Here is an 11,552-nt window from a genome sequence, read left to right as displayed (position 1 = left end):
GCGCGGCCTCGAGCGACAAAGACCCCCGGATCAAAATTATGCAGGACACTCCGGCCGTTGCGGCCGATACCGTCGAAATCCTGAATGCCGAAGGCACCGGCAGCGCCATCCTGCTGTGCGACCATGCCAGCAACCGGGTCCCGGCGGAGATTGGCGATCTGGGCCTGCCCGAGGGCGAGATGGAACGGCACATCGCCTATGACATCGGCGCCGCGGCGGTAACGCGCGAGATGAGCCGGCTGATGCAGGCGCCCGCCCTGCTCCATGGATATTCCCGCCTGGCGCTGGACCCCAACAGGGCGCCGGACGATCCGACGCTGATCCCGGTCATCAGCGACGGCACCATCGTGCCGGCCAATCGTGCCATGGATGCAGCGGGACGCAGGGCGCGGATCGCCCGGTACCACCAGCCCTATCACGATGCCGTCGCCAGCGTTCTGGCTGAGCGAAGGACACGAGGACAGCGCGCGGCCATCATCTCCCTGCATAGTTTCACGCCGTGGCTGCGCAACAACCGCAAGCGCCCGTGGGAAGTGGGAGTGCTATGGGGCGAGGACGGGCGCATGGCCGTGCCCTTCATGGCCGCACTGGAAGCGGACGGTGTGGTGGTGGGTGACAACGAACCCTATTCGGGCCGCAACAGCCACGGCTTCACCATCGAACATCACGCCATGCCGGCAGGCCTGCCGCATGTCCTCGTCGAGCTGAGGCAGGACCTGATCGCCGATACTGCCGGCCAATTGCACTGGGCCGGGGTGCTGGCCCGGGTCCTCCAGCCGTTGCTGACGGACGAGGAGCTGTGGGGCTGACTTGCTTATCCTTCCCCATTTGTGGGGAAGGTGCCGCGTAAGCGGCGGATGGGGGTAATGAGGCCGGCCTGATCGCAGGTCTCGCCTGAAAGCAGGCTCATTACCCCCACCGGCCCTTCGGGCCACCTCCCCGCGTGGCGGGGAGGTTGTTTTTCAGATCAATGTTCGCTGCTGCCAACCTCGCCGAGGCGCTGCTGGACATAGGCCTTCTCGCCAAGGCGTTCGATCAGGCTGAGCTGGGTTTCCAGCCAGTCGATATGCTCTTCGGTATCGTCGAGGATCTTGGAGAGCACGTCGCGGCTGGGGAAGTCGCGCACGGATTCGGTGTAGGGGATGGCTTCGCGCAGATCGTCGCGATTCTTGCTCTCGACCTTGAGATCGCACTCCATCATCTCCTTCACATTCTCGCCGATGTGAATCTTGGAGATGTCCTGCACATTCGGCAGGCCTTCGAGGAAGAGAATACGCTGGATCATCAGGTCGGCATGGCGCATTTCGCCAATCGACTCATGATAGACATAGTCCGCCAGCTCGTTGATGCCCCAGTCCTTCAGCATGCGGGCATGCAGGAAGTACTGGTTGGTGGCCGTCAGCTCATTGGTGAGGATGCGGTTGAGGTGCTCGATGACCTTCTTGTCGCCCTTCATCGTCCTTCGCTCCGATTCTGGTGTTACCCGCTTATAGACGCGGGTGAAATGCTGGCGGCCGGCGGCCCCAAAATTGACCGGCATTGTCTGCCAGCTTGCCGGTCCATTCAAGAAAAATTGAACAAAATCAATAAATAACAATGAGATACACTCGCACTTGCGATGGGCCGACACCCCTTGCCTCCACCGCTCATCGCGGGCCGGACGATAAAATCATCGAGAGTGCGAATTATTCTCATTGTCAGGAGCAAAAAGCTTCGCTAGGGTCCTGATTGTCAGTTGCGTTTCGGCCCTTCGCGCCGGGCGTGGCGGCAACATCGTCCAAGTCGAGTAACTCCGCTTTCAATCAAGCAACGGCCTCCGCAGAAATGGCGGAGGCCGCTTTTTTGAAAAGCGTCGGCATGGGCATCTTCCCTCGACCTGCCCCAGCCTGCCCGTGCCCGAAGGCCGGAGCCCGCTAAGCCCCCTAGCGGATGCCAGATCACTCATGGATGAGATCGACCGTAAAATCCTGACCCTGCTGCAAAAGCGCTGCGACCGCTCCCTGGCGGAGATCGGCGATGCTGTCGGGCTTTCCTCCACGCCCCTGTGGCGGCGCATCCGCAATCTGGAAGAAAGCGGCATCATCCGGGGCCGCGTTGCGCTGCTTGATCCACAGAAGGTCGGCTGTGCACTGGCGGTGTTCGTGACGCTGCGCACCCGGGACCACAGCACCCCCTGGCTCACCAGCTTTTCCGGCACTGTGGCGCTGTGGCCGGAAGTCAGCGATTTTTATCGCCTGAGCGGCAGCAACGACTTCATCCTCAAGGTGCGGGTGGCCGACGTGCCGGCCTTCGACCGCTTCTACAAGAAGCTGGTCGCCATTGACGGGGTGGGAGACATCTCCACCGCCTTTGCGCTGGAAGAGATCAAGCACAGCACAATACTGCCGGTCTGAGGCACCAGCCGGAACAGGCCGGCCAGTATCGTCCCTCAGAAGCGGCGCAGCAGCCGTTGCAGATAATCCAGCTCTTCGGGCGGACGGTTGCGGTCGGCGGCGCGGCGGCGCAGCTCATCCAGCACATCGCGGGCCCGCTGGACTTCCGAGCGGCTCGGCACCTTCACGTCGCTGCCGCTGCCCATCTGCTCGCCAACCTGGTCGTCCCGGCCGAAAGGATCGGTTCCGCGCTGTCCCGGCCTGCCCTGTCCCCCCGTCTGCCCCTGGGCGCCCTGCCCGCCTTGCCCCTGCGCCTGGCTTGCCAGCTGATCCATGAACTGCCGTGCCCCCTTGCGTAGCGCATCCAGCGCCTTGCCCTGGGCATCGGCGGCGGCACGGTCATCGCCCTGCTGTAGCGCGCCGGCGGCCGAACGCATGCCCAGCTCGGCCTTGCCAAGCTCGTCCGGTATCTGGCCGCTCATCTCGCCAATACCCTGCAGGATGCGCGAGAGGGCATTGCGCAGCTCTTCCTGCCGGGCCGCGCGGCGGGCGGCATCCTGCATGTCCGGGCCGGAAAAGCCCTGTCCGTTTTCACCGGGCGCCATCTGCCCCTGATTGCCGGGCATCGAGCCCGGCCCCTGCTGGCCGGCAGCGCCGCCGGCAGGCGGCGCCCCCTGCGCCCGGCGGAAGGTCTCATCCAGCAGCCCCTGCTGGTCACGCGCCAGCTTGTCGAGCCCTTGCATGATCTGCCCGGCCTGACCGCCTGCCTGCTCGCTGCCCTGCCCCTGGCTGGCCTGCGCGTTCTCCATCATCTGCTGGAGTTCGGCGAGGGCCTGACGGGCGGCATCGCGCGCGCCGGTGCGGGCCAGATCACCCAGCCGGTCAAGCCGTTCCTGAAGCGCCTCCGGCGTCAGCACCTGCGCACCGGACTGCGGCGGCTGGAGGGAGGCGGGATTGCGCGCCGCCTGCTCAGCCAGAGCCTGCACATAATTCTGCACCGCCTGCTTCAGGCGATTTACCAGCTGGGAGATCTGCGCATCGGTGGAGTTGGGATCGTCAAGCGCCTGCCGCAGCGCTTCCTGCGCGGCGCGCAACTCGTCGGCCGCCGACGCAACACCGCCTTCATCGAGGTGAAGCGCCATCTGCCAGAGAAGACGCGCCACCGGGGCGACATCCTCCACACCATGGGCCAGCATCAGCCCGGTGGCCGCCACCCGCAGGCCAAGGAAGACGCCGGTATCCCCGCCATAAAGATCGGGTGTGGCCGCGATGCCGGCCAGCTGGTTGGCGATGACTTGCCTGACGGACAGCCCGTGCTCGACCAGATCGCGCCGGAAGGCAGCCAGAATGCGGGCGAGCGGATGATGAAACTCCCGCTCGGGCAGCGTAAAGCGCACGGGCGCGGTTTCAGTGCTCTGGTCGGTAGCATCCGTTGCGACCAGCGTGGCATTGACCGGCAGGCCCGCCCAGGGATGCGCCGTAAGGTCGGGATAGCTGATGGCGCGAATGTCGCGCGGCCCGTTGCCGGCCAGCGGCAAGGGCACGGTCAGCACGCCGCCTTCGAGCCCCTCGACGGGCAGGGCAAGGTCAGGCTGCGGGACCGCCAGCGACAGGCGCAGCTTGAGGGAGGCGAGCCCGTAATCGTCGGCAGCATGATAGCTGACGCGGATTGACTGCCGGGCAGTTGGCACCGGCGGCTCCACCAGCTCAACCGAAGGCGGCAGGTCGGCTATGAGATCGATCTGCCAGCTCCCGAGCGTGCGCCCGCCGGCCGTCAGCTTCAATGTGCCGGAACGGTCCAGCTTCTGTTCGATACGCCAGCTGGCGCCATCGCTCATGGCCTGAAAGGGCGCCTGCTGACCGGCAAGGTCTAGAGCCGGCGCCGTATCCGCCGGGCCAAGGCGACCGAGCAACACCGACCCGGCCGGCACTTTGAAACCGGTGGCCGCGGTATCCGCATCTCCGGCCCCTTCCCCGGTCTGCTGCGATGCTGCCCCACCCACCCCGCGCGAAAGCGAGCGGGGCGGCAGGCCGGTATAGGCCGGCGGCGTAATCCAGAGATCGAAGGCAACGGGAACTGGCGGAGCACCGCCAAATTCCGGCACCAGACCGGCACGCAGCAGCTGCCAGCGCTCCCCGCCGGCGGTCACGCCAAAGACAACCAATGCCAGCAGGAGAAGAATACGCAAGGCGTGCGGATCGCGTCCGGCCATATCGGTACGCGGCAGATCGAGCCGCAGGCCGCCAGCGGCGGCTACGGCAACATCGGCCCGATGCCGGCGCCAGAGCGCGAGCGTATAGGCCGACGCACCGGCAGGGCTGCCAGCTAGCGCAAGCTGGTCGTCGAAGGTGGAGAGCGGACGGTGATCGAGCCCGCTGTCCTGCTCCAGCCGGCGCAGGACATCCTGACGACGCGGCCAGCGCATCCCGGTGAGTGCGCGAACGAGCAGCCAGAGCGTCGCAAGAACAATGAGGGCAAGAAGGATGGCATGCAGCCATCCGGGCAGCGATTGCAGCAGGCCGGTCCAGGCGAGCACGGCATAGGACCCGATGCCGCCCGCCAGTGACCAGAAGGCCGGCAAGGCGCGCTCCCAGAAGAGCACGAGCCAGCCGCGAATCAGCAGGGCACGGGAGACGGGCAGGCGCGCCGCGCGCCGGGCCGCCTTGTCGTTGCCGTTTCCCTTTGCATGGCGTCTGGCCAAGGGCACTCGCGCTCCTTCATCCGCTCCGGCAGGCCGCATACCCGCAGCCGCCAGAGTTTAGCCGATTAACACCAAACTGTGGCAAGCTTCAGGTGCTGGCCATGACGAGGCGCGGATCGGCGTTTGCCGGCTCGGACGGGAAGGAAAGCAGGACGCGGGTGCCTCCCGGCAGCTCGGTTATGCGCACGCTGCCCTGATGCGCCTCGACCATCACCTGCAGGATGAGCCAATGCATGCTCATGCGCTCCGCCCCGGCACGCCAGACGGTAGGCAGATCAACCGTTTCCATGATCACCGGGCGCTCGATATGCGTCGGCAGATCTAGCGTGACCTGCACCGCGTCACCCGCGCGAGCAAGGCCGATCTTGAGCATCGCCAGGTCGGGCAGCGCGCTTACCAGCGCCAGCAGCAGCGAGACGATGGCCTGCTTCAGCGAGTTTTCATCACCGCGGATATAGAGCGGGACTTCCGGCGCCTTGACCTGATAGCTGAGCGGAACGCCGCCCCGCGCGCTGGCATTAAAAAGTTCGAACGCCCCATGAACGAGCGCCACCGGATCGAGCCGCGTCTCGGGCCGGGTAAAATCCGGTGCCGCATCGAGGCGGGCAAGGCGCAACACTTCTTCCACCGACAGCGCGAGGCGCCGGGCTGCCTCAACCAGAAAACTGGCCTGCTCGCGCTCTTCGGCCGGCAGGTTGGCGGACTGTGACAGCAGCTCGGCAAAACCGGTCACGACATTGACCGGCGTGCGCAGCTCATGGCTGACGAGCGAGACGAAGACCGACTGGACCCTCAGCGCATCGCGAACCCGAAGCTGCGCCCGCCGGGCTTGCCTTTCAGCCCGCACGCGCTGCTGCAGCAACTCGATCAGGGTGCGGGAATAGCTGCTGACAAGGGTCCCGAACAGCCAGACCATCGCCAGGACGAAGATAAAGCCGATGAAAAAGACCACAAACCGGACATCCGAAGGCGGCCCCGCGCCCTGATGGATGAAGCCGGTCCGCATGGCGAGATAGTCGACCGAGGTGCCCAGCAGCACGATGAGGGCACTTGGAAGCTGTACGCGGCGCTCGAAAGGCAAGGCCAGTGGCACGATGAGCAGCCAGAAACTGCCCTCGGAAAGCAGGCCGCCGGTGCTGGCAACGGCAATCGTCGCCAGCAGGGCCGTGGACAGCGAAAAGAAGGTGATGGGCAGGGCGGGCGAGCGCCGCCGGCGCAGCAAAAGCAGGGTGACGATGGCGATGGCGGCGCCGGTGGCGAGATAGGCGTAACTGCGCGGGCGGTGCTCGCCGGCCAGCAGCAATGCCGGCACCAGCAGCGCCACCAGGGCGAACATGGACAGCGAGATCAGCAGCAGGTAGCGGCTGCGGGCTGTGTCCATGATCTGGTTGAAATCGTAATTCTCGACCCGGTCCTCGAGGATTCGCACCCCCAACAGACGCCGCAACATACTGCAAACCTCACCTGCTAAGTGCCAATCCGCCCGTGAAAGGAAACCGGTCCGGAGGGCCAGCAAGCCGGCCTACGCAGCCACTTTCGCACGAACACCTACCCCTAAAGAACTAGAACCCTACCCTTGAAACGGTTAAGCAACCGCAAAAGACTTCGGTTACTCTGACATTCTGTCCTAGCGCAAAATGCCGGTTCACACCGGCGAAGCGCCGCTTCGCCATTCAGTTTCAGCCCGTGACGAAGCAGTGGAGTATTCGTATAGTCATCGAAGGAATTGTGCGCCTTGCCGGAGTGGAGACGAATCCGGCAAGGCGCACACACCGAAGGAAGGAACCGGACGGGCGCAGGAAACCCTTCCGATCCGTGCATGACGGATCGGACGAGTGACTTCGCGCACTTCCGGAATGGTTTTCTGTCCCCAGGCGGCGGCCCCGTCTCCCCCCGGAGTTACGGAAGCTGCTGGATGACATCAAACGGACCGGTTTCCGGCCCAACCATCGGAGAAACAGAAATCCGGAGTCTCAAACTCGTTAACTGATCAATTCAGCCTAGAGATGAAAGGATAAACCAGAAATTAGACCATCAGCAACCGTATTTTCGGTTCCACACGCCAGGCAGGTGTGTCGAGCGCCAAGATGGCGACGAGTTCTGGTTTTTTAAACGATATGCCCAATGAGAAAGCCGATCAGCTCGCCGGATCGACTGCTCAGAGCTTCCGTTCCCAAGTAGGGAACCGGCTCAGAGCACTGGAAAAGAAGTTTTCCAACCGCGCTGCAGCCGCCAAGGCTGCCGGTGTCGCCAAATCCACATTACAAAGCTGGGTGGAAGGCAAGGCCGACCCCTCCTTCGAGGGGCTGACCCGCCTTGCCGCCGCGGCTGGCGTAAGCATGGAATGGCTGGCAAACGGCACAACAGCCGGCGCCGGGCGCCCGGAACGGCAGGAAACCGTGGATAATGTGGGTTTTCGCAACCCCAGCCCGGTGGCGATGGATTACCACATCCTGCGCCTGACCCTGGCCGGATACCTGCGCGGCGCCTATGGCGAACCTCACCCCTACGAGGCCGCCGACAAGCTCATCGACCTGCACGACACGCTGCGTGACCTGCGGGACGATCTGGCACGGCGCGGAGCACTGACCGACGAGAACTGGCTGCACATCCTGAGGGTGGGCGGCATCGGAGCGGAAACGCACAAGGACCGTCAGGGATGACGGTCCTTTCCCGCCTCCTGCGACATCATCAATCTACCTAGCGTAGAATTTTTAATAGTAAATACCACCAAGTCCTATTAACCTTATACAAAAGTAATCCAGCTATAGCCTCTTGGTTAACCTTCCCTACAGCGCTGCTCCCCCGATGGTCATCTCTCCGGAATTGAATGCCATAACGCTGCGTTACCAGCGCGCCGCCTCCCGGCAGACCGCCCTGGCCTTTTTGCGCGACCGCGAAGCCGAGTTGCGGCAACTGAGGGAAGTTATGCGTTCTGCCTGCCAGCCAGAGAACCGGGGCGAGATGCTGGGGGGCACCGAACTGCAAAGCCTCTGGCCCCACCCGGAAACTGCTCCGCGCCTGCAAGGACGGCAATTCGCCCTGCTGCGCTGAGGCAGGACGCCCATAAGCACTGCAAAAAGAAACCGCCGCCCGAAGGCGGCGGCGAAATCTTTTAATCATTCCGGCCAGGCCAGCCCCGGCCACGCTTCAGCTGGCGGGTGTACCGGACGCATCCGGAGCCGGGCTCGAAGCCGGCTGCTCCCCCTCCTGCCGCGCCGGATAGGGCCGATGCTGGGCCTTGTCGGGATCGAGCTTGGAGAGCGGCGGCTTGACGCCGCACCCCGCCACGGCCACGGCGGCAACCGCAATCAGCAGCAGCGCAGCGCGCCTCACAGGAAACGCTCCTTCGCACGGGCAACGGCGGCACGCACCTGATCTGGCGCAGTGCCGCCATAGCTCTTGCGGGCAGCAACCGAGGCATCGACCGTCAGCACCGCCAGCACACCTTCATGAATGGGCGCATGGACTGACTGGAAATCCGCCAGCGGCAGTTCATCGAGGCGCAAGCCCTTGTCTTCCGCGATCTTGACGATGGCGCCGGTGACATGATGCGCCTCACGGAACGGCATGCCGAGCGAGCGGACCAGCCAGTCGGCAAGGTCGGTCGCGGTCGGGAAACCGCCCTCAAGGCTCTCTCGCAGGCGGGCGGCATTGACGGTCATCTCGTCCAGCATGCCGGTGGTGGCGGCAAGGCAAAGTGCCACGGTGTCTTCCGCCTCGAATACCGGCTCCTTGTCCTCCTGCATGTCCTTGCAGTAGGCGAGCGGCAAGCCCTTCATCATGGTAAGCAGCGAGATGAGCGCGCCATTGACGCGGCCGGCCTTGGCACGCACCAGCTCGGCGGCATCGGGGTTACGCTTCTGCGGCATGATGGAGCTGCCGGTGGAAAAACCATCCGACAGGCGCACGAAGCCGAACTGGGCCGACGTCCAGATCACCAGTTCCTCGGCAAGACGCGAGAGATGCATGGAGATGAGCGACAGCAGGGAGAGGAACTCGATGGCGAAATCGCGGTCCGACACACTGTCGAGCGAGTTTTCCGTCGGGCGGTCAAAGCCGAGCGCCGCCGCCGTCATATGGCGGTCGATGGGATAGGGCGTACCGGCAAGCGCCGCGGCGCCCAGCGGATTTTCATTAAGGCGTGCCCGGCAATCAGCAGCACGGCTGCGGTCGCGACCGAACATCTCGACATAGGCGAGGCAGTGATGGCCGAAGGTTACCGGCTGGGCATTCTGCAGATGGGTGAAGCCCGGCATGACCGTATCGGCCTGCTCTTCGGCATGGCGGATGAGCACGGACTGAAGGAGCTTGAGGTCCTCATCCAGCCGGTCGAGCGCATCACGCACCCAGAGGCGAAAATCGGTCGCCACCTGGTCGTTGCGGGACCGGGCCGTGTGCAGGCGGCCGGCGCCGGGGCCGATGATCTCGGCGAGGCGGGCCTCCACATTCATGTGGATATCTTCGCGGTCGGTACGGAACTCGAACTTGCCGGCACGGATTTCCTCCAGCACCTGGGCAAGGCCGGCAACAATCTTCTCGGCATCTTCAGCCGGAATGATGCCCTGTTTGGCAAGCATGCGGCAGTGCGCCGTCGAACCGGCGATATCCTGCTCCGCCAGCTTCTTGTCGAAGCTGATCGAGGCATTGATGCGCTCCATGATCGCCGACATGCCACCGGCGAACCGGCCGCCCCACATCTTGTTGGTGCTGCTGCTCATTCCCTGCCGTTCCAGAGTCTCATCGTCACATCTGCCGGGGTGTGAAGCGCCTCGCTTTATGCGCTGCCCCGCCGCGTGGACGCACTAAAGCAGATTTGCCATGGTGAAAACATCAAAAGCAGCCAGCAAGCGCTGCCGAAGGGGGCGAGCAGCACCGCCCCGACGACAGGAAACGGAGACCACCATGCCGCGCACGACCCGCCTGCCCCTTGCCCTCGCCGCGATGATCGCGATGACCATCGCCAGCGTCACGCTGGTTGCCGGCCCCGTCAGCGCCGGAGCCCCGCTGGCAGGCGACATGCAGAAGTTCACCCTGGTGGAGAAGCCGGCGGCACTGCCGCCCTTCAACCTCACGGATGCCGACGGCAATGCTGCCACGCTCGCCAGCTATTCGGGCAAGCTGTTGCTGGTCAATCTGTGGGCGACCTGGTGTGGTCCTTGCGTGAAGGAAATGCCGACGCTCGATGCCCTGCAGCAGGAAATGGGCAGCGCCCGGTTTGCCGTACTGCCGATTTCACTGGATCGTGGCGGACGCCAGCAGGTGGAGGCCTTCTTCAACAAGAACGGCATCAGCCATCTGCCGATGGTGTTCGACCCCACCGGCAGCTCGATGGCGGCACTGACGGTACGCGGCCTGCCAACCACGCTGCTGATCGACGGCAAGGGGCGGGAGATCGGCCGCCTGGAAGGCGATGCCGACTGGTCGCATCCGGCAACCAAGGCGCTGATCCAGTATTATCTCGACGCTGGCGCCGACAGCGCTTCCTGACGGGAAAGACGGCGGTGGCTCACTTGCCGTGAGAGGCGAGCCAGACCGCGATCAGCATGACCACGATGGCCACGCCCTGCGCCACGACGCGATATTGCATCAGCTTGTTGGAGGTGTGGCGGGCGCCGTCGCCCGTACGCACCATGGTCACAAGCCCCAGCAGCAGGCTGCCGACGACGACGAGGCCGGCAATCCCGGCAATGATGGCGAAGAATGTGCTCATGGGCGGCCAGTATAGGCAGATCGCTCGCGGTTGGCACGCTTCACATAAGAGGGGTGACATCGCCTTGACGCTGCGGGCTTGCCCGGCCTACGGTCACCCCATCATGTCCCACGACGCTATCTTCCACGCGCCCGCCGTTTCCATCCACGGCCTAGCGCATCGAATTAGCGGCCCGGTCCTCTCCTGAGGGCCGGGACAAGGGCTGCTGCGCGCCGCTTCCCCTGACATAGGCCATGGATGACATGGCCGGCCACCGGCAATGCCGGCAGGGCCATTTGCGCTGACCCTCAGGCGACGCCCTGAAAAGGGCCGTCCAGAGCGTCGAGCGTCCAGGCGAGAGCAACCAGCGCCCCTTCGATATATTTTCGTGCGCCTCACTCTTCAGTTGGCGCCGATCCGCTTGTTCGACGGGACGAAACCATCATGACCCCGCTTTCTACCTTCACCACCGGCGCAACAGCCGGTGCGGCCAGCGACCTTTCCCCGGCCACTGCCTGCTTTTCCCTCACCTGCGCTGCCGACCCCGGCGCCATGCCGCGCGTGCTGGAACTGTTTGCCAAACGCGGCCTGGTGCCGGACAGCTGGATCAGCCGCCGCACAGGGCCGGACGAGCTTTCGATCGACTTCCAGCTTGAAGGGCTGGACTGGGACGTGGCCGACGTGATGGCGCATCAGATGAGACAGATGGTGAGCGTGCAAACGGTGCTGATCTCCCGCCGGCACCTGGCCGACAGTGCGGCGAGGGCATCATGACGGCTTTTGCAA

12 protein-coding genes are annotated in these 11,552 nt (G+C 64.4%); 6 read left to right on the top strand and 6 right to left on the bottom strand.

What is annotated here, in order from left to right:
* Window positions 1–38: 38 nt before the first annotated feature.
* On the top strand, window positions 39–809 hold the full coding sequence (locus QTL98_RS04645; RefSeq protein WP_445681057.1) for an N-formylglutamate amidohydrolase: 771 nt from the start codon (window positions 39–41) through the stop codon (window positions 807–809).
* 158 nt (window positions 810–967) lie between these two features.
* On the opposite strand, the gene bfr is transcribed toward QTL98_RS04645, so the two are convergent.
* Window positions 968–1,456: a bacterioferritin gene (gene bfr, locus QTL98_RS04640; protein WP_445681056.1), complete on the bottom strand. Its 489-nt coding sequence runs from the start codon at window positions 1,454–1,456 to the stop codon at window positions 968–970.
* Window positions 1,457–1,943: 487 nt separating this feature from the next.
* Between bfr and QTL98_RS04635 the strand changes: the two genes are divergently transcribed.
* On the top strand, window positions 1,944–2,393 hold the full coding sequence (locus QTL98_RS04635) for an Lrp/AsnC family transcriptional regulator (RefSeq protein WP_445681055.1): 450 nt from the start codon (window positions 1,944–1,946) through the stop codon (window positions 2,391–2,393).
* A gap of 35 nt (window positions 2,394–2,428) precedes the next feature.
* On the opposite strand, the gene QTL98_RS04630 is transcribed toward QTL98_RS04635, so the two are convergent.
* Together QTL98_RS04630 and QTL98_RS04625 are read right to left on the bottom strand one after the other, a co-directional pair.
* The gene (locus QTL98_RS04630; RefSeq protein WP_445681054.1) at window positions 2,429–5,074 is read right to left on the bottom strand and encodes a TIGR02302 family protein; all 2,646 of its coding nucleotides are present in this window, start codon (window positions 5,072–5,074) and stop codon (window positions 2,429–2,431) included.
* 88 nt (window positions 5,075–5,162) lie between these two features.
* The gene (locus QTL98_RS04625; RefSeq protein ID WP_445681053.1) at window positions 5,163–6,503 is read right to left on the bottom strand and encodes a sensor histidine kinase; all 1,341 of its coding nucleotides are present in this window, start codon (window positions 6,501–6,503) and stop codon (window positions 5,163–5,165) included.
* Window positions 6,504–7,191: 688 nt separating this feature from the next.
* Between QTL98_RS04625 and QTL98_RS04620 the strand changes: the two genes are divergently transcribed.
* Window positions 7,192–7,737 (top strand): helix-turn-helix domain-containing protein, encoded by a 546-nt coding sequence (locus QTL98_RS04620; RefSeq protein WP_445681052.1) that lies wholly within the window; start codon window positions 7,192–7,194, stop codon window positions 7,735–7,737.
* Between the two features lie 145 nt (window positions 7,738–7,882).
* Window positions 7,883–8,128: a hypothetical protein gene (locus tag QTL98_RS04615; RefSeq protein WP_445681051.1), complete on the top strand. Its 246-nt coding sequence runs from the start codon at window positions 7,883–7,885 to the stop codon at window positions 8,126–8,128.
* Between the two features lie 96 nt (window positions 8,129–8,224).
* Here QTL98_RS04615 and QTL98_RS04610 read toward each other — a convergent pair whose 3' ends face one another.
* Window positions 8,225–8,410, bottom strand: a complete 186-nt coding sequence (locus QTL98_RS04610; protein ID WP_445681050.1) for a hypothetical protein — start codon at window positions 8,408–8,410, stop codon at window positions 8,225–8,227.
* Window positions 8,407–9,795, bottom strand: a complete 1,389-nt coding sequence (gene argH, locus QTL98_RS04605; protein WP_445681049.1) for an argininosuccinate lyase — start codon at window positions 9,793–9,795, stop codon at window positions 8,407–8,409. The genes QTL98_RS04610 and argH overlap by 4 nt, the downstream gene beginning before the upstream one ends.
* Before the next feature lie 184 nt (window positions 9,796–9,979).
* Between argH and QTL98_RS04600 the strand changes: the two genes are divergently transcribed.
* On the top strand, window positions 9,980–10,564 hold the full coding sequence (locus QTL98_RS04600; protein ID WP_445681048.1) for a TlpA disulfide reductase family protein: 585 nt from the start codon (window positions 9,980–9,982) through the stop codon (window positions 10,562–10,564).
* Window positions 10,565–10,583: 19 nt separating this feature from the next.
* Here the strand turns inward: QTL98_RS04600 and QTL98_RS04595 are convergent, their stop codons facing one another.
* A complete protein-coding gene (locus QTL98_RS04595; protein WP_445681047.1) occupies window positions 10,584–10,787 on the bottom strand; it encodes a twin transmembrane helix small protein in 204 nt (67 codons plus the stop codon).
* A 423-nt stretch (window positions 10,788–11,210) separates the two neighbouring features.
* Here QTL98_RS04595 and QTL98_RS04590 point away from each other — a divergent pair, with 423 nt between their 5' ends.
* Complete coding sequence (locus QTL98_RS04590; protein WP_445681046.1) at window positions 11,211–11,540, top strand: ACT-like domain-containing protein; 330 nt, start codon at window positions 11,211–11,213, stop codon at window positions 11,538–11,540.
* Window positions 11,541–11,552: the final 12 nt, after the last annotated feature.

Source organism: Radicibacter daui (genome assembly GCA_030657355.1).
GTDB lineage: Bacteria > Pseudomonadota > Alphaproteobacteria > Radicibacterales > Radicibacteraceae > Radicibacter > Radicibacter daui.
Note: the sequence above shows the minus strand (reverse complement) of the source record. Positions and strands in the feature narration are given on the sequence as shown.

Coding starts and splice junctions, on each gene's coding strand:
- QTL98_RS04645 (WP_445681057.1), top strand. CDS start 39: ATGCAGGACACTCCGGCCGTTGCGGCCGATACCGTCGAAATCCTGAAT.
- bfr (WP_445681056.1), bottom strand. CDS start 1,456: ATGAAGGGCGACAAGAAGGTCATCGAGCACCTCAACCGCATCCTCACC.
- QTL98_RS04635 (WP_445681055.1), top strand. CDS start 1,944: ATGGATGAGATCGACCGTAAAATCCTGACCCTGCTGCAAAAGCGCTGC.
- QTL98_RS04620 (WP_445681052.1), top strand. CDS start 7,192: ATGCCCAATGAGAAAGCCGATCAGCTCGCCGGATCGACTGCTCAGAGC.
- QTL98_RS04615 (WP_445681051.1), top strand. CDS start 7,883: ATGGTCATCTCTCCGGAATTGAATGCCATAACGCTGCGTTACCAGCGC.
- argH (WP_445681049.1), bottom strand. CDS start 9,795: ATGAGCAGCAGCACCAACAAGATGTGGGGCGGCCGGTTCGCCGGTGGC.
- QTL98_RS04600 (WP_445681048.1), top strand. CDS start 9,980: ATGCCGCGCACGACCCGCCTGCCCCTTGCCCTCGCCGCGATGATCGCG.
- QTL98_RS04595 (WP_445681047.1), bottom strand. CDS start 10,787: ATGAGCACATTCTTCGCCATCATTGCCGGGATTGCCGGCCTCGTCGTC.
- QTL98_RS04590 (WP_445681046.1), top strand. CDS start 11,211: ATGACCCCGCTTTCTACCTTCACCACCGGCGCAACAGCCGGTGCGGCC.